The 17,678-nt window shown below is 67.6% G+C and carries 13 protein-coding genes and 3 pseudogenes; 5 read left to right on the plus strand and 11 right to left on the minus strand.

The window, feature by feature from the left end:
- The first annotated feature begins 411 nt into the window (after positions 1-411).
- A complete protein-coding gene (locus AQJ46_RS58090) occupies positions 412-627 on the plus strand; it encodes a hypothetical protein (protein ID WP_059211750.1) in 216 nt (71 codons plus the stop codon).
- A gap of 145 nt (positions 628-772) precedes the next feature.
- Here the strand turns inward: AQJ46_RS58090 and AQJ46_RS48465 are convergent, their stop codons facing one another.
- A complete protein-coding gene (locus AQJ46_RS48465; protein WP_059211751.1) occupies positions 773-3,940 on the minus strand; it encodes a CHAT domain-containing protein in 3,168 nt (1,055 codons plus the stop codon).
- 319 nt (positions 3,941-4,259) lie between these two features.
- Here AQJ46_RS48465 and AQJ46_RS55920 point away from each other — a divergent pair, with 319 nt between their 5' ends.
- Positions 4,260-4,661 (plus strand): hypothetical protein, encoded by a 402-nt coding sequence (locus AQJ46_RS55920; RefSeq protein WP_159064226.1) that lies wholly within the window; start codon positions 4,260-4,262, stop codon positions 4,659-4,661.
- 3 nt (positions 4,662-4,664) lie between these two features.
- Positions 4,665-5,609 carry a hypothetical protein gene (locus AQJ46_RS48470; protein WP_059211752.1) on the plus strand — a complete coding sequence of 315 codons (945 nt, stop codon included), beginning with the start codon at positions 4,665-4,667 and terminating at the stop codon, positions 5,607-5,609.
- A gap of 564 nt (positions 5,610-6,173) precedes the next feature.
- Here the strand turns inward: AQJ46_RS48470 and AQJ46_RS48475 are convergent.
- Positions 6,174-7,016: an ImmA/IrrE family metallo-endopeptidase gene (locus AQJ46_RS48475; protein WP_225887637.1), complete on the minus strand. Its 843-nt coding sequence runs from the start codon at positions 7,014-7,016 to the stop codon at positions 6,174-6,176.
- A 135-nt stretch (positions 7,017-7,151) separates the two neighbouring features.
- Positions 7,152-7,256 (minus strand): annotated as a pseudogene (locus tag AQJ46_RS58095) (helix-turn-helix domain-containing protein); the annotation flags it as partial.
- A gap of 108 nt (positions 7,257-7,364) precedes the next feature.
- Here AQJ46_RS58095 and AQJ46_RS58915 point away from each other — a divergent pair.
- Together AQJ46_RS58915 and AQJ46_RS58920 are read left to right on the plus strand one after the other, a co-directional pair.
- A pseudogene (locus AQJ46_RS58915) lies at positions 7,365-7,703 on the plus strand (DUF6083 domain-containing protein); the annotation flags it as partial.
- Positions 7,704-7,844: 141 nt separating this feature from the next.
- Positions 7,845-8,252, plus strand: coding sequence for a hypothetical protein (locus AQJ46_RS58920; RefSeq protein ID WP_318656750.1), 408 nt, complete (start codon positions 7,845-7,847; stop codon positions 8,250-8,252).
- Positions 8,253-8,711: 459 nt separating this feature from the next.
- Here AQJ46_RS58920 and AQJ46_RS48485 read toward each other — a convergent pair whose 3' ends face one another.
- From AQJ46_RS48485 to AQJ46_RS48520, 8 genes and pseudogenes are all read right to left on the minus strand, one after another.
- Positions 8,712-8,942 (minus strand): hypothetical protein, encoded by a 231-nt coding sequence (locus AQJ46_RS48485; RefSeq protein WP_059211755.1) that lies wholly within the window; start codon positions 8,940-8,942, stop codon positions 8,712-8,714.
- Between the two features lie 350 nt (positions 8,943-9,292).
- A complete protein-coding gene (locus tag AQJ46_RS48490) occupies positions 9,293-10,672 on the minus strand; it encodes a pentapeptide repeat-containing protein (protein ID WP_059211756.1) in 1,380 nt (459 codons plus the stop codon).
- A 156-nt stretch (positions 10,673-10,828) separates the two neighbouring features.
- Positions 10,829-11,071: pseudogene (locus AQJ46_RS59275) on the minus strand (IS5 family transposase); the annotation flags it as partial.
- Positions 11,072-11,269: 198 nt separating this feature from the next.
- Positions 11,270-11,686 carry a hypothetical protein gene (locus AQJ46_RS48500; RefSeq protein WP_225887638.1) on the minus strand — a complete coding sequence of 139 codons (417 nt, stop codon included), beginning with the start codon at positions 11,684-11,686 and terminating at the stop codon, positions 11,270-11,272.
- Positions 11,683-12,225 (minus strand): hypothetical protein, encoded by a 543-nt coding sequence (locus tag AQJ46_RS53545; RefSeq protein ID WP_225887639.1) that lies wholly within the window; start codon positions 12,223-12,225, stop codon positions 11,683-11,685. The genes AQJ46_RS48500 and AQJ46_RS53545 overlap by 4 nt, the downstream gene beginning before the upstream one ends.
- A gap of 23 nt (positions 12,226-12,248) precedes the next feature.
- Positions 12,249-13,757 (minus strand): hypothetical protein, encoded by a 1,509-nt coding sequence (locus AQJ46_RS48510; RefSeq protein WP_059211757.1) that lies wholly within the window; start codon positions 13,755-13,757, stop codon positions 12,249-12,251.
- Positions 13,754-15,661 carry a hypothetical protein gene (locus tag AQJ46_RS48515; protein WP_059211758.1) on the minus strand — a complete coding sequence of 636 codons (1,908 nt, stop codon included), beginning with the start codon at positions 15,659-15,661 and terminating at the stop codon, positions 13,754-13,756. Before AQJ46_RS48515 ends, AQJ46_RS48510 begins: the two co-directional genes overlap by 4 nt.
- Positions 15,645-17,105 (minus strand): site-specific integrase, encoded by a 1,461-nt coding sequence (locus tag AQJ46_RS48520; RefSeq protein ID WP_159064227.1) that lies wholly within the window; start codon positions 17,103-17,105, stop codon positions 15,645-15,647. The genes AQJ46_RS48515 and AQJ46_RS48520 overlap by 17 nt, the downstream gene beginning before the upstream one ends.
- Positions 17,106-17,678: the final 573 nt, after the last annotated feature.

A 17,678-nucleotide genomic window follows, 5' to 3' on the forward strand; every position in this document is an offset into this window, starting at 1 on the left:
TCCACCAGGGATACCGACCCCGGTCACCGGGAAGCCGACCCCCGGTACGGCGTATGCGTTGAACACGCTGGTGCACTGCGAGACGGTGCTGCGCACGTTCTACAGCTTTCACCGCGACGAGGGCACGGGCCGGTCATCAATCCATTTCCTCTCGCGCGTTCACCCAGGTCAAGCCGGGCCAACGCCCATCACAACCCTGCCGAGCCTTCCGAAACGAGGGGCAGGGACGCTACCGGCCGACCATCCCGAAACGGCTGCCACGCCGGATCCCCGACGAGATGTTCAATGCGCTGTTCGCCGCTCTGAAGTACAACCGCGACCAGGCCATGCTGGCCTTCTGGGTCTCCAACGCGGCCCGCGCCGAGGAACTGCCGGCACACGGCCGCCCACCGGCTCGCCCAAGACCCGAAGATGCCGCTCACCGACGTGCAGTGGGTCCTCGCCCACGCGCATCTGTCGACGACTCAGCTCTACCTGCCGGCCAGCAGGGACGAGGTGATCGAGCATGTCCGGGCCCATCACCTCTGGCAGGACCGGGAGCGCGAGCCACGCCCTCCGGCGCCGGCCCCCGGCTACAAACCCGAGTCGCTCAAGAATCTCTTCGGGGGGTGCGTGGTGACGATGTAGGAGGCCACGTGCGGGACGGCGCCGGTGCGGGGACACATCATTCCACCGGCAGCCACACACGGTTACCGCGATCTGGCATGCATGAGGAACTGACGACTTGAATAGGGGAACCCACCAGTACCGATACCGTAGGGGAACCGCGCCGTCATGCGCCGGCGTGGACGTAGGCGGCCCACAATAGTGGTAGGTGCGTTCGATCGAGAGGGGGCGGCAGGCCACAGCCGTCCCGGACCTGGCGTACCGCGTCATGCAGGGCCTTGGCTGCCTTGCGGCAGTCCACCCCGGAATCGGTGTTCAAACCGTCGTAGAAGGCTTTAGCGACGCGGACGGCGACTTGATCGTCAATCTCCCAGAGGGTGCCGATGACGTGGGAGAAGCCGGCAAGTTGAAAGGCGGAGGTGCGATGGATCGCTTCGTCGAGCAGGCTCGTCGCGTCTACGGCCGCGGTGCGGCAGGCAGACAGGTAGGCCAGCTGCGCCTGATCGAGGTCGACGGGGGCGAGGCTGGCGACCGTGAGCGGCGCTTTCGCGTGGTCGTGGAGAAGTAGAAGGCTCTTGGACGGATCGGCGGGGTCGCTGGCACCATGGCAGGCGAAGTGAGCGATGGTGCATTCCGGCAAGTGTGCGAGAACGTTGGTCCTCGTCGGTGTCCGCGCTGCCCAATCTGGAGTCCCCATTTCGGGGTTCGGCTCCCTCAGCACGATGTGGTTGGGTAGCCGGGCCTGCAGCATCGCGGCTTCCTCCTCGACGAAGTGCAGTCGGCCATGTCCAGGCAGCCCGGGCGTGGTCGGCATGGCGACGATCAAGGCCCGCGAGGCCGCAGGGGGCGGATCTGGCTGGCTGACAACCTGCTCGCGGGCATAGCGTAGGGCGCGCACGGTGGGCGTGTAGGAAGAGACCACCCGATCCATCACCGTGCGTCGGTTCGGGTCGTCCGGCCGGTCCTTGTGGTACCCCGCAGCGTGTACGGGGAGCTGCCCCAGCAGCCCGCCCGGCGCCCACCACACTCGTGGCCATGCCTCCTCGGCATGGCCCTCATGTTCTTGCGAGGGCCGAGCGTGACAGTTCAGGGCAGTCATCACCGGACCAGCCGCAGCGTCCCACAGCCATTCGAGTATGCGGATGACCGCTGCCTGCGCCTTCACCCGCTCGGCCGCATCCGCCCCTGACGCCGCCAGGCGCTGAGCGGTCCGGAAAGCGTTGACCTGGGCGATCACGTTCCCCGGGGCGAGTTCGGGCATCGGCACGCTGGTGACGCCCTCGGCGGTCAGTAGAAGGGCGTCACTGCGATAACCGCTGATGTTGAAGATCGCTACGGGACCTTGCGCGGCCTCGGCCTTCAGTTCATCGACCGAGGGAGGGAGCGCGAAGGAACCGAAGCCCGCGACCTTCCGGATCTCGGTGAGGATGGCCATAAACTCCGCTGCGAGTCGGCGTCGGTCCCGCATGTGGCCCGCAGGCTGGTCCAAGCGTTCCCGCAGGTCGATGAAGTCCCGGGCCAGCTCGGGCTCACGCGTGCGCAGGTCGGCCAGATCGCTTCGGGTCTCCAGCGCCTGGCTGAGCAACACCGCCCTGCCCGCCTCCAGCAGCGCCAGCGAACGCTCCGCCCGCTCGGTCGCGGTCCCGCCCGGGGCGGCGAGTGCGAGCGCGGCGGCCGTACTCGCCAGACCGGCGAAGCCGCCGACCGCATGTTGCTGATCCGTGCGCTCCAGTCGGCGCGGTGCCACCTGGGGCAGCAGACGCACCGCTTTCTCGGCCGCCGTTGCCGCCCGCTCGTAGTCGCCAGCTTGTGCCAGCACACCGGCCGCAGTCCACCCCGCTGCCGCGCGGATCCCGGAAGGTGCGGACCTTGTCTCCAGCGCCCCGGACCAGGCCCTTAGCGCGTCCTCCCGGTCGGTCACGGCGCCTGCGTGCTCGAACCGCGCGCGCAGCGCTCCCGCGAGATTCGACAGCATCGCCGCGCGGTTGGCGTGGTCGGCAGGGAGGGTGTCTACGGCTTCCTGGAGGCGGTCGATGGCGGCGTCCAGGTCCGCCACCGCGCTGTCCCGCCCGAACCGGTCCCGCAACGCTCCGGCGAGGTTCGACAGGTACATCATGCGGTCGGTGTGGCTGGCGGGGGTGATGTCCACGGCCTCCTGGAGGCGGTCGATCGCAGTGTGCAGGTCCGCCACCGCGCCGCCTTGCCCGAATCGGGTCACCAGTGCGTTCCCGGCGGCGGACAGGCGCTCGGCTCTCTCCGGGTGGTGTGCGGGGGTGGCGCTCACGGCTTCCTGGAAGTGGTCGATGGCGGTGTCCAGGTCCGCCACCGCGCCGGTCCGCCCGAACCGGGTCTTCAGCGCGATACCCAGGCTGGTCAGCCGTCCACCGCGGTTGCTGTGGTGTGCGGGGGTGGCGTCCACGGCTTCCTGGAGGTGGTCGATGGCGGTGTCCAGGTCCGCCATCGCGCCATCCCGCTCGAACCGGTCCCGCAACGCCATCCCCAGGTTGCTCAGCATGGCCGCAGGGTCGGTGTGGTCTCCGGGGGTGGCGTCCAGGGCTTCCTGGAGGTGGTCGATGGCGGTGTCTAGGTCCGCCATCGAGCCGGTCCGCCCGAACCGGTCTCGCAAGGCCAGGCCCAGATTGTTCAGTACTTCCGGGCGGTCGGTGTGGTCTTCGGGGATGGCGTCCAGGGCTTCCTGGAGGCGGTTGACGGCAGCGTCCAAATCTGCCACCGCGCCGACCCGCTTGAACCGGTCCAGCAAGGCCATCCCCAGGTCGGACAGCATTCCGGCGTGGTTGCTATGGTCGGCGGGGGTAGCGTCCGCGGCTGCCTGGAGTCGGTCGACAGCTGTGTCGAGGTCCGCCACGGTGCCCGTCCGGCGGAACCGGGTCAGCAGCGCGTGCCCGACGTAGCTCAGCGCGTATCTGAGGAGCGGCGAGTCGGGGTCCATCGACTCGACCATGCGCTGCCATAGGTCCACCGCGGCGGAGAGCGCGCCTGGGTCGGACGAAGCCTCTGCGCCCTGGAGTATCTCGTAGGCCTGATCGAACGCTTCATGAGCGATCAGGGGCAGCAAAAAGGTCGGCAGGTCATAGGTGCTGGCGAGGAAAGCGGGGGTGAACATCCGAACGGCGTCAGCTAGCTCGGCGTCGTTGTCGGGGGCCCGCAGTGCAGTAGAGCGCCACAAGTGGAACCAGCCGAGCACATACCGGACTTGGAGGTCGTCGTCCTCAGAAAGAAGCTCGGCGAGCGCATGGGCTTCGCGCACGGCATCTGGTGCCAGCACCAGGGACAGATCGCGGGTCTCCTCGACCCTGCGCAGGCGGTCGGCCATTGCGGCTAGTCGCTCAGCAGACAACACGCCCCCCGTTACCTTCTTCGTTGCCCCGGACTCGAGGCTCCCGGCCTCCGGGCTTGGCCTTTGCCACTTGTCGACCATGACTTCGAGGGGGCACCGGGCCGGGGAGGCACAACTTGACCGCTGATAAGGACGGGGGTGTTGGCCCGTCTGGCAAGGCTCTGCGTACTTTGTCAGGATAGAGGTAAAGTGCCGCCAATTCAGGGTAGTTGTGAGAAGCCGTCGCTGAATAGGCTGATCGGCAGTACTTTTTCCAGGGCAACCCGCGCGACCGACTGTCCCGAGGGGGAGCAGCATGCCAGAGCAGGACTCGACGGCGCAGAAAGTGGCCATCGTCTGCGCAAACATGATCGACATCCGTCGGTGTCTGAGTTCCGGGCCGACTGGTGACGCCGTGCTGGACGACCTGGTGGCCACGGCTCGCAGCGGTGGAGACGTCACGGCGGCGGTGAACACGCTGCACGAGGTTCTGCAAGCCGTCACCAGTGATGTGAAGGGACTCCACGCCTACGGCGACAACGGCCGTACAGACCGCGGTCCGCACGGCGGGCCCGTTTCTGCCCCAGGCCTCCGCCCAGGCGAGCCGGTGTTCCTATGCCCGGCCAACCGGTGTACACGCCATTGGTGGCCGCAGGGCCCCGTTCCGGTGCCTCGCTGCGCGATTAGCGGCCAGGTGCTGCGCCAGGACTGGCTGTAGCCGATGGGAAGTCTGTGGGGGGAACTCGGCAAGAAGCTCGCCGAACGGTGGCTGTCCTTGCTGGTTCTGCCGGGTGCCCTCTATCTGTCCGTCGCCGTCGCGGCCCGGGCACTCGGCCAGAGCCACCCCTTCGCGGTTGATCGCGTAACGGGCCAGGTCACCAGGTGGGCCGACGCCCCCACCGTCAGCACGGTCGGAGGGCAGGTGGTGCTGCTGGCCGCCGTGCTGGCCGGTGCGTCGGCGGCCGGGCTGGCCGCACAGGCTCTCGGCTCCCTCGTGGAACAGCTCCATCTCGCCGCCGACTGGCATACCTGGCCCGCATGGGGCCGATGGCCGGCGGATCGGCTCACCACCCACCGGCGAGAACGCTGGAAAAGCGCCGCCCGCGCCTGGCGCCGCCGCCGAGAGGAGGCCGCGGCTGCACGGTCCCGGGGCCTGCGCGCCGACCCCGCCACACGATACGCGGCAGGCGCGGCCATGACGCGCATCTCTCTGGAAGAGCCCGACCGTCCCACGTGGAGCGGTGACCGCATCCATGCGTCGGCCGTCCGTATGCAGCGTGACTACAATCTCGACCTGGCCGTCCTGTGGCCGCACTTATGGCTGGTACTGCCGGAGACCGCCCGCAACGAGATCACGCTCGCCCGCCAGGCACTCACTCGTGCGACGACGTTGTCTGCCTGGGGCGTGCTCTACCTGCCCCTAGTGGCATTGTGGTGGCCCGCTGGCGTGATCGCCGTAGTTCTCGCGCTAATCAGTTGGCGCCGCACGCGCAGCGCTGCCGACATCTACGCCACTCTGCTGGAGGCCGCCGCTCGCCTCCACACCCGCGACGTGGCCGAGCACCTTGGCCTTGCCCTGGACGAAGCTCTCGACCGTGACTCGGGCAGTGCCCTGGCGCTCCGTCTGACCCACAGCCCGCCTCCGATACCGGACGAGACCTCCTGACAAGCGGGCCTCGAACGCGCCGGGCGCTCACCTTCCACAGGTGACCACACCGAGTGTCATACGACCCTATGAGCATTGTGCAACATGACGTTTGCCGGTCGCGGGTCTGATGTGGGGGCGGGCGGGATACTCACGCTGGTCGTCAATCGGTGTCCACGGTGAAGATCGTCCGGCTCGTCGGCCGGGGCCGCTGTCTGGTTCTACTGCGCTGACCGCCGTGCCGCTCCTTCGATCCGTGGCCGGGCCGGTACGCCGGGAGATTACGTCTGCCCTCGGCGCCTCCGCGCTGACGGGACCGCTTGCCGCAACGGAAACTGGCCGGTCCAACGATCTTGAATCGTCGGCCAGTTTCACCCGCTCCATTCAGCTGGGCGGGATCAGCACCGTTGCGTGCCCTCCGACGATCGCGAACCGTCTGCCGGGCGATCTCCGGTCCAGAAGCACGTCAAGCTTGCCACAACTCCCTTGCTGGGCACCGCAAGTCGTTTGCCGTCCGGGTTTGTCGACTCGCTCGCAGGACACCAGCATCGGGGCCCCACTCTGGGGCCCCGATGCTCTTATGTCCTACTCATCGGTGTAAGGCCGCTCATTGGTGGCTGATGCCAGTTGGGGAGCCTCCGAGAGATGCAGGGCTGGGCGAGGATCTTGAGTGTCGAGAAGCCTGACAACCATGTCCTCGGGCCAACACAGGTCCCCAGCCAGCCTCTGCACAGTGATGCCCTTGCGCTGAGCCATTTCAAAGGCTCGCTGCAACAGCACGGGCACTTCCCCGGGGAAGCCCCGAACTGGAGTGAATGGCAACAGTCCTTGTGCCCGCGAGGCCTTGAGACGTCTCCATGCGCGGCTGCTCACCGCTTCGGTATGAAGGCCTAGTTCCCGACTCCGAACCAACAGGGAGTCCAAGGAGACCCCCCAGGTCTGTTGCAGGCGCCCCAAGGCGGTGAAGTCAACGCGGGTGGGTAGTGAGCCCGTGAGTCGCGCAGAGGGTGTCAAGAACTCGGCGGCGAAGGCATTGGCCTGGCGTTCGTGCTCGATGTCGCCAGGGTGCGCTTCGCCATGCAGCAATAGGTGGCCCAGCTCGTGAGCACAGCTGTACCGGTGGCGGTAGACATCATCGCGCTCGTCGTTGAGCACGACCACAGGTCGGGTGGGGAGCCGAGCCGTGGAGAAGCCGTCCAGTTTCCGGCTGTCCGAATTGAGATAAGGCAAGACCGCCACAACGATGCCGCGCGACTCCAGCAGGCGCACCAGGTGGGGAATCGGACCGTCGCCCAAATCCCAGCGAGCACGCAAAGCTCGGGCGGCTTGCTGCGGATCCGTGGGCAAGTCGGGAATCGTTTCACCGCTGTCCCAACCCGGCAACTCGACCCTGGGCAGCCGGATGTAATTTTCCAGCGCGTACGTCAACTCCCACAGCAGTTCCGTGAACGACAGACTTCGCTCCCGCTCTCGGGCGGGAGCAGAGCGGAGGGAACGGAAGTGGACCGCGGCCGTGTCCAACCCGGCGCGGGGACGACCCGCGGTGAAGAAAGCGCTGGGCATCCCCAGCGCTTCAGCGAGCCGACGGACCTGCTCTGGGCGAGGGCGGATGCCACCCGCTTCGTACTGGCCTACAGCGGCGGGCGTGACGTCGATCTTCGCCGCCAGCTCTTTCTATTAGCGGTTCGCACTGGTGTCGCCCCATTGTGGGCTGCCTGGGGGATCTGGCGGGCCGGGTGCTGTCTGAACGGCGTGTTGACTGGCAGCTTCGCCCGCATGTGTTCTTCGCCTCCTCCTTCTGCACGGCTCTGGGACGGCAGCCGCGCAAGCGCCCCTGTGCGGCGGTCTCTTCGGGTCGACCCTGAGGGCGTCAGCCGGCTACTGCGCTGCGGCCAGACGGCCTCCTGCCGCGAGTGCGGCAATCCGATCGAGTGGTACGTGCGCAGCGACGAACGCCGGGTACGACTGCATCCGCACGAACTGCCCGCAGACCAGGTGCCGGAGTCCTGCCGCTGGCATGTCAGCTCCGGCATCGCTCACCCCTCGGGCGACGGAAGCACCTGGTGCCGCCTTCCGCACGCCGTACTGTGTCCCGCGCGCCCGGCGCCGCCGGAAGCGCCCAGGCTGTCCGGGCTGCGCCGGTCTCTCGCCCTGCGCACGCGCAGGCTGCTCGATGCCGGGCTCTTTGCCTCGTCTGCGGCTCCACCACCGGCCCCGCAGTCAGGTGAGGAGGCATGCCGCCCGAGCAGGCCAATCGTGCAGCTGCTGTATGTCCGCTACCTGGCTTCCTGCCCGGTCGAGGAGATCCAGTGCGTCACCCAGACCCGGCGCCGCGTCCGCTGCACCGCCAAGGTGCTCGGCCCCGGCGCTCTGCGGGGCGTGTGGACCCTCGTGCCCGTGACCGCGCAAGGTGGTCAACTGGCGCTGCCATCGGACGTCATGGCCATCTACAGCCTGTCCGCGCTGTCGTACCAGGAACAGCTGCGCTGGCGCAGCCAGCGCTGTCCGCAACACGACGCCACACCCACAGCCGGGGACCTCGCCGTCGCCGACTGGGAGCCCTTCGACCCACTGCGCCACCACGAGCTCATCCACACCCGCCTGCCCACTCACCGGCGCCGCCCCGGTTCCGGCAGCCACACACGACGAAGGACCCACTCGTGACGACGCATCAGTACGCCGTCGAGATCTCCTTGACCAGACCCGCCACTGCCCGGGAACTCGACCGGGCCCGTCACAGGGTGCGGTTCGCAGCGAACGCCGACCACACCCGGCTGATGACGGTACAGAGCGGCACGAGTCCGGGCCGGGCCCTGCACCGGCTGCGGCGCCGGCTGGACACGGTGGTACCGATCGACGTGTTGAGCACGCACTACCCCGACCGCCATGGCCGCGTCCTGCTCAATGTCGCCCTTGGCGGGGACACCGAAGCCGCGATCCACAGCGCGACGGCTGCCAGCGGCCGACGCCCCCGGGACGTCCTGGGCGCACGGATCACAAGCGCGCTCGCGCGGGAGCGACGTCAACGCCTTGAGTCCCAGCTGAGCGGTCTGCTCGCCGAGCACACGCCGGAAAACGTGCTGGCCTGCGCAGCCACGCTCCTTGCGAAGGCCCCGGACTGCGTCAGCCCGCCCAGCCGACGTCGATCACCTCGATGCCGCCGAGGAACGCGGTGAACGACACCCACGGGCGAGGCCTGAAGACAACCGCTGCCTGCCATCCGCCGGGCTCGGGCCACTCGCGCGGCCGCACCAGCACCGCGGCAATCGTCTCCATGACCTCCTGGCGTCCCTGCGGCGGCAGTTCCTCCAGCACATCCTCCGCCCGGATCGCCAGGTCGACCTCGTACTGCACACCGCACCCCCGTGCTCGTGATCAGTGAAGCCCACACCGTACGAACATGCCGCCAGCCCCGCGCCAGCCTGTGGATAACTCTGCCACGGTCAGCTCGTGACAGCCGTCCAATACGGCAGTAGCTCCAAGTGCTGGCGCTGGGTCAATGACAGCCCAGGCGGAGGGATAGGACACGGTCTTAGCCTCAGGCAGTCCGGCCCTGGGATCTCCTCGGCGACCAGGCGCACGTCCAGGTTTCCTCCACCACCAGGCGGTGGTCCCGCGTGCCGGAGCGTCATGACCTGTCGGGCCCGACCGACCATCATGACCAGAGGCGCCCGGCACGGGGGCCGTTTCTGCCTCCCCCCTTCCTATGGATCCGCGGGTAGCCAAGCGGAGGGAAGGACGACCGACACAGAAGCGGTGCCGACGGCAGTGAGCAGCTCAGAGGGAGCTGGACCCGTCGCTTCGGTGAAGGACACCTCGCCACCGGTGAGCGCCGCGCCGCGGAACGACACCCGGCCATCGGAGAACGTCGCACCGAGGAAGGACACCCTGCCGCCGGAGAACGTCGCGCAGATGAATGACACCGCGCCGCCAGCGAACGTCACACGGTCAAAGAGCACCAAGCCGCCGGAGAACGTCGCGCGAATGAACGACACCTCACCGCCGGAGAACGCCGCGCCGCGGAACGACACCGGGCCGCCGACGAACACTGTGTCGCGGAACGACACCGCACCGATGGAAAACCTCGCGTCGGCGAACGACACCGAGCCGCCGGAGAACGTCGCGCGGTCGAACGACACCGTGCCGCCGGAGAACACTGCGTCGTGGAACGACACCTCGCCGCCGGAGAACGTCGCGCGGTTGAACGACACCGTGCCGCCGGAGAACGTCACACCGAGGAAGGACACCGTGCCGCCGGAGAACGTCACACCGAGGAAGGACACCCTGCCGCCGGAGAACGTCGCGCGGTGGAACGACACCGTGCCGCCGGAGAACGTCGCGCGGTCGAACGACACCGTGCCGCCGGAGAACGTCGCGTCGATGAAGGACACCCTGCCTCCGGAGAAGTTCGCGTCCCCGAAATCCATGTTGCTGTCGATCGTGACGCCAGTGAGGTCGAGGTCGCAGCCCTGCCAGGAGCGGTGGGTTCCCTTCGGGCGTCGGTAGTGGTCGCTGATGAGGCGCAGGATTGTATGCCGGACCTTGCGGAGGGCCAGGTACCGGTGGTGCTCCTCCTGGTCTGCGGGGTCGTCGCCCGGATCTGAGGTGAAGGGGAGTTGGAGGTAGGCGCACAGAACGTCGATGCAGGTCTGGCGCAGGTTGTCGTCGGGGGCGTCGTCAGCAAGACCTGCCAGGGCATGGACGCCACCGAGCCGGACGGCCGGGGAGTCCGAGCCGAGTTTGTCGACGGCCTGGGAGAAGCGTTCGGTGTGGAGTCGGGTGGCTTCGCGGTGGGCGCCAGCCTCGTCGACGCGCTGGCGGCGGTAGGCGACGACCAGGGCGACGAGCGCGCCGGCCCCGGCGACCACGCCGAAGGAGAGCTTCACCAGGTCGAAGAGCGTCTTCGCGTCGAGCTTCGTGGTGCTGTCGATTCCCTGGAAGTCCAGCAGGACCACCAAGCCGTAGAAGATGCCGCCCGCGGCCAGAACCGCAGCGACGAAGGTGACGGTCAGGGCCCGGCCGACCTTCCACAGGCGCAGCTCCCGGTCGTCTTCGGTTGATCGTGGCCGTGGGTTGGCTGTCATGAAGACGAAGACAGGGCTGGCAGATCCACGGTTGCAGTGCGGCTTGGGGTACGAGGACCGGTTCCGCCCCCTCGCCGGAATGGATCACGCGGACGCGCGGCGGGCAGCCGTTGTCCCCATCTGGGCTCCGGCCATGATCCGCCGGACAGTCCTTGGGTGCAGCTTGGTGGTGAGCCCGCCGCGCGAGCGACCAAGCGCGTGATCACCCGGCTCGGTGAAGACCCCGCCTGGTGGTTCCTTCTGTAGGTCACCCTGCTTGCGGGCCCTGGCCGCATGCTGATGAGCGCGGCACACCGTGGAGTCGACGCTCAGGTCCCACGTGATCGCCCCCTTCGCGTCGGCCAGGGACTGGAGCCGCATGAGGATCCGGTGCCAGATGCCGTCCCGCTGCCACCGGCGGACCTCGCCCAGCCCGCCACCAGCAGCTCTACCCTAGAGCCAACGGCATTACGGACATAGCCTCACGGAACCCTCTGAGGTCTCGGCGTGCTCCTTGTCCGGGCCGGTCAGCGTGCCGTCCTTGCCGTAGTGCAGGACGGTGTTCGCGCGCAGGGTGTTGGCTGTTGCCCAAGTTGTTGCCGCAGTGGCTGATCACTTTCATTCTTGCGTGGATCGCGCTCGGCCGAGAGGAAGCGGGATGACGGCGGCTGAGCTGCTTATCTTGTGCTCGCGGAGTGCGGCGTTCTCGGCGAGGAGGGTCATGATGACGGTTGCCGCGGCGTCGACCTGATCCTGAAGCCGGTGACATTCCGCCCGGCTCTTGCGGAGTTTGCGGCGGAGCTCGGCGAGTTCCGCGTCGTGCTGGTGTTCTCGGAGGCCTGCGGCGCTGGTCTTGACCCGGTTGTCCCATTCGGTGAGAACGTCGGTGGCCCGGTTCATGGTGGCCCTGCTGATCTGGGCTTCGCGGCAAAGGTTGTTCTTGGTCAGATTGCCGTCGGTGTGCTGTGACTGGCCGGTGAGTAGCCGTTCCATCGCTTCGCGGAGTGCCTGCTTGGTCTTGGGTGAGACGGTCACTGCTCGGCCTTCCGGATCATGAGGTTGACCTCGTGGAGTTGGGCGTCAAGGAGGGCCTTGCGGTTCTTGGGCAGCGAGGAGTCGGCTCGCAGGCGGTTCAGAGAAGCGTGTTCGGCCTTCCAGATTGGCAGGTGCTCAGGGCCGAGGACGCTGTTTGCACATCGGGATGGCTGGCAGCGGTCCAGGAGGGGGCCGCGGTGCCCTTCGGGAACGACGGCGTCTTCGATGCACTTGGCGCCCGCGGGGTCGTCGTCGTTCATGGTGCAGTGGTTGAGCTTGCCGAACCGGATCGAGAAGCGGGTGCGTCGCAGCAGGCTGTGCTCGACGCGGATGTCGCCGCGCTTGGCCTGGCCGGTGGCGCGCAGCACTTCCGCCTGCTGACGGACCGCGGCGAATGCCTCGCGCATCCGGTCGGCGCCGGGGCCGAAGCCGATAGCGCTGCCCCGGCTGTCCGCGGCGAAGAGTTCCTTTAGCCGTTCGAAGCGGCGCTCGGCGATCGCTTCATGGAGGTACCGTGCCCAGGATGGGTCGCGCTCCATGTATCCGCTGGTGGTCCGGTTGGCTAGGCTCTGGTGGCGACGTGTTTGAGCTGCATGCCGACGGCGATCTCGGAGCCGGGGAAGTCCCGGGTGAGCATCGCCATGGTCCGGCGGAACATGTGCGGTGTTACGTGCTGTGGCGGGATCTCGTCGAGCCCGGTCACGTGGCGCTGGTCATTGACACGCCTGACGAAGTCGACGAGCGCGTCGCCGCTGCTGAAGAGCGTGTCCGGGTCGTAGCCGGGGACGGAGGCAAAGGCCAGTTCGGGGTGCTGGGACAGTTGCTCGGCAGTCTCGATGGCTCGGGCGACCGGACTGACGATCCACCAGTGCTTGGTGGGCAGGTCTGCATCCAGTTTCCGCTTGGTCGACTTCACTGCCGGGGTGCCGAAGTGCTCGACGATGGACCCCTTGGTGATTTCGCGGATCTCGGAGTCCCGCATCATCGACAGCGCGACGACGAAGCAGTAGCAGGCATTGCGTAGGGCCACGGCCTCAAAGTGCAGCTGCTGGGGCTGGAGCGATTCGCTCCAGGGGCCGCGGCTGCCGTCCGGTCGCTCGACCTCGGCCAGCTCGGGCAGTAGACCGAACTGGGTCTTGCCCTCGGCGGCGAGTCGCTCGACGACTCGGCGGCGTTCGAGGCCGGCCTTGCTATGGGCGGGGAAGAACCTGGCCTTGCGGGGGCTGCGGCCGACCAGGGCGCCCAACAACGTCCAGTTGATCGTGCCCAGTGGATCCCCGGCCACGCGGATGGGGACGCGGCTTGCGGGGTCGGCGAGCCATGCCGCGAAGCGACGGTGGATCTCGGCGATGGGACCGTTGTAAAAGCCAGCTTGGATGGCCTGCCATCTGTCCAGGGCCTTGAGAATGTCAGGGCCGAAGACGTCGATGTAGGTCCAGGCAGCGCGGACGAGCGGGAACCAGGTCTCGGGCGTGACCACGGGGGTCTTCAGCTCGGCGTCCCGCGGGATGTCGAGAATCTTGTGGACGCTCAGCCCGGGCCAGGGGTCTTTCTCCCGGCCGCCGCAGGCCAGGATGTGGCGGAACTGGTGTAGGGACCGGATGACCGTGATGTGGTCGGTGGCGGTGGAGGTTCCCGGGGTGTTGTGGTGGTCGACGTAGCGGTGGAGGTCCTCGTCCGACCACTGGGTGATGTCGTCGGGGAGTCGGTGGTCGGTGCCGAACTGGGCCAGCGCGCGGAGGTGGGCGATCCGTGTCCGGATGGTGTTGACCTCGTAGGGAGTGGCTCGCAGATGAATGCCGTGGGCGAGAACGGCAGGATGGCGCGGGTTGAGCCAGATCATGGCCAGTTCGCGGGCCAGGAGGTTCCAGCGCGGGCCCAGGCAGTGCAGCCGGAGCCGCGAGTTGGCCCGGTCCTGGTTCACCGGCCGGTAGATCACTCCGTTGAAGTCCCAGCAGCCGGTGTCCCCGAACCGGGGCAACTTCGCGCCGGGCAGCAGGCGGTGTGACTGGATCACCGGTTCGTCGTCCCGGAAAATTGAGCGAGGTTCGGGCAGGGGCAGGCGGGTCATGCGTCGAACTCCACGTGCGCGGCAAGGGGAAGCTGCAGGGACAGGCCCTCGGCAGCGATCTGTCGGTGGGCCTCGGCGATCTCGGCGTCAGTGCGGGCCCTGATTGCCTCGTTAACGTTGATGCGGCTCTGCCCCCAGAGCGCGTGGAAGTGCTGGGGCGACGAGCGGAGCTGGAGCTGGGCCAAGTGGTCAGCGAAAAGCAGCAGTTGGGGCAGGTTCGAGGGCAGCACGAACGCGTTACGGCATTCCAGGCAGCGGGTCGGTGCGACTGGGCAGAGCTGCCCCGGGCGGCCGAAAGGGGACGAGAAGGGGTCCTTGCAGCTGGAGACGCCCATGTTGAGCTGGCCGGAGCGCAGGTCCTCGATTTCCTCACGAGTCAAGCCGAGTGCGTCGGCCGACCCCGGCTCCTCAAGGGTTTGCTCGGCGTCTCCGGTGAGCACGACGGGTCCATCGATGGCCTGGGCGAACCAGCGACTCTGCGCGGCGGTGATCACGTTCCCCGAGATGACCCGCAGCGTTGTGCCATGCGCGTAGTGGCGGCGGAAGACCTCCTCGCTGTGGTCGTCGGCGATGTCGCTGACGCGGCCCTGGAAAGCGATGGCCTTCTCCACCTTTCCGGATTTGCGCAGTCGGCGGATGTCGGCTGGCCCGTCGACGTGGACGCCATGAATCTGAAGCCAGCTGACGAGACTGGTGCCGGCCTGGGCGCCGTCGAACGGCGCGATCCGCAGCGAGTGGATGTCCAAGGACGCCTTCAGGAACAGCGGGACCGGGTCGGCTCCGGCTCTCCTGGCCAGTGGTCGGCTCAGCTCAAGGAGGGTCCGGACCAGGTCGGCGGCGTCCAGACGCGGTCGGCCAGGATGCAAAGAGGCCGCCGAAGCGGTGCCGGAGGCGCTGAAGGCCTGCCGCATCTGAGCGTGTGCCCGCCCCTTGGCAAAATCGATCAACACGCTGCGAGGCCCGAACTCGATGGTGTCCTCGGTCAGAGAAGCGACTTCCTCAGCGGACCGGCCGGTGGCCGCCATCAGCAAGATCCGGTAGCTCTGCAGGTCCAGGTTGTGCAGATAGAGCTGACGGACCAGGAACCGCACCAACATCCGCTTCCCGGAACGTGGCTCGACACCCTCAGGCAACAGATCACGAAGAGACGCCGGCATGTCCCGCCACGGCGGCAGCTGCCGGATGATCTCCTCGCAGGCCCCCTCCTGATGAGCGATGGCCCAGAGGAGATTCGCCAGCTCGTGCCAGCCTCCTTCGGCCGGATTGGAGCCGCTCTGGGCGAACTCCCACCCGCGCTCGACCCGCGCCTTGATCGCCAGATGGTCAGCCCAGGCCGCTTGGACCAAGGCCTTCTTGTCAGCCCGGGTGAACTCGTCCAGCTCGACGCACTGTCCACGGCGCAGACCGAGGGCACCGCCCACCCATCCGGGCATGTGTCCCGCGACGGACCGGTCGGGGTGCTCGATCCGCCGTGCGATCAGGGTCCGGATCCGCCCCGCGTGCCAAGCTGGCATCCGCGAACCGGGCAGGAAGTCACCTGGCAGCAGGCGGATCCACTCGGTCACTGCGAAATGGAGATCCGGTTCGGCCCCGCCCAGCGAGGCCGAACCAGCGCGAGGGACGGTGGCGTCAACGTGCTCGCAGAACGACTCGATCGCCGTCCGGTAGGATCGGACGGTGCTGGCCGACCAGGTCTCGGCCGCAGCCAACTCACCCCACTCGTCAGCCAGCTGTCCCACCAGCACTGAGCAGGTGAAGTCCGACGGGTCGAGCGTGAAGACGACCTTGTCACCATTGCTCTCGAAGGCGATCACCTCCCGCAGGCCGATCCTGGCCGGCTCAGGCTCGGCCGAGCGAGGCGCGGGGATGGGGAAGTCGCGGGTGTACTCACCTCTGCGCGGCATGGGCGTGCTCTTCCAGGCTCATCATGTGACGGGCGATGGTGATATAGGAGGCGCCGCCAGCCGCGGTCCACTCGCGGAAGGCATCGTCGACCTCCCGCATCGGGTCCTTCAGATAGCGGACGTAGCGGTAGGTGGTCGAGGGCCGCAGGTGACCGAGTCGCCGCTGGACGATCAGCAGCGGGTTGCCGGTCATATGGTCCAGCAGCGTCGCCACGGGCAGTTCCTGGGCCTTTGCGTCGCCGAGACCTTCCCTGGTCAAGAAGATCAGCAGCCGCAGGGCGAAGGTGTGCCGCAGGTCGTGATAGACCCAGCAGCGCCGGGGCATCTGCGGGCCGGAATGGTGTGTCGACCAGCTCTCCATCCGTTCCCAGGCCCGCCAGCGGACCCGGTCCCAGCCCGAGAAGGTAAGCATCTTCCCACCGCGGCCGAGGAAGAGTGCCAGGGGCTCGAGGCCGCCGCCGGTCTCTAGCACCGTGATCCTGCGCAGGTCCGGATCCATGTCCTTGACCACCCGCGTGATCGTGCGGCCCTCCAGGACACCGCGGAACTTGCGGCCGTTCGCCTCGATGCGGGTTACCACGAACAGGTCTCGATGCTGGCGCCGCAGTGTGCGCTGGGCCTTCGCTACGATCTCCGGACGCTCGATGGTCAGGTAGGGGTCGAGTAGTTCCATCGCGTCGGTCGGGACATAGACGGATCGGGGCTGCTTTCTCTTTGCGCAGGCCGCCAGGTCGACGTCCGTTGTGTAAGGCCGGGCGCTAGCCTCCAGCCCGAGTTCAGGCAGCAGCAGCGTGGACCACTCCTGGATGCGCATGCCGGTCAGCAGAGCGAGTTCGCAGGCCGCTCGGTTGCGGTGTGGCCGCCAGCCACGGAACGACGTGTCCAGTTCGGCATCCGGCGTAAGCCCGCCGAAGCCGACGTCCCGGAAGTAGATGTACTGCTCGATCTCCATGTGCCGGACCCGGACGTCCGTGCTGATGCCGCTGCCCAGCGAGTTGCCCCGCGGCGTTGATCGCCAGGGGCGGGCCGCGACATAACCGATGTCGACCAGGAAATCGTAGAGCTGCCCGATCGCGGCCGCGTCCTTGTCCCATGTCGGCTCCTCGACGGTCTTCTCTGCGTGCTGGCGCCGCCACTGCTCGAACTGGACGATGTCCGACTCGGTTGCAGAGCGTAGGTCCTGGCCACGGGCGCGGAGAAAGCCCAGCAGCATCAGCACCGCATAGGCGTATGTCCGCATCGTTTTCGAGCCAGTACGACACCAGGCCAACCTGCGGAACCACGACGACAGCGGCTCGACGGGCCGCATCGCATCATCGAGGAGGACCGGCGTCCCGGCGGGCAGCCTATAGCGCTGCAGCACGTCTTCCAGTAGGGCGCGATTAATCCCCGCTACATCCCCAACCCGCCACACAGCACGGTGCTTCGCGAAGTAGAGCTGCACAACACCTCCGAGACTCGGCGTACGCGGCCGGGCATGTTCGCGCGTATGCCAAGGGCCAACGGGGAGGCACCTCCAGAGCCACGGGCACGCTTCGGAAGTCACTCAGATGAGACACAAAAAGGTGTCTGGAGAACCTCACCCGTCTCACCGGAGGACTGCGCCTGTCCCGGGCCAACGCCGCCGCCTCCTACCTTCAGCAGCTCACCGACGTCGTCTTCCTCAGCTACTGGCGACACGGCAAGAGCAGCCCCGGCTGATTGAGCCGACCGACTGCTCTCCGACTGTTCAAAGGGCCGCTGATCGAGCGCGAGGCCGCCCGCCCCGGCCAGGTGGCCGGACGCGCCATGCAGCGTGGCGAACCGACCGGCTTCCCGGTTCCCACGCCGACCGGACCACAAGGCGAGCCGCGCCGACGCAGCCGTCCCGCGCCCTCGACACCGGATTTCCCCTCACCAACACCACTTCACCTGGAGTTTCGTCATGTCCCAACCCTCCGACGACACGCTTGGAACGACCACTGTTTCCACCCACCCGCACCCAGACTCACCACATCGCAATCGTTGGTGGATCCTC

Source organism: Streptomyces canus, from assembly GCF_001514145.1.
Lineage (GTDB): Bacteria > Actinomycetota > Actinomycetes > Streptomycetales > Streptomycetaceae > Streptomyces > Streptomyces canus.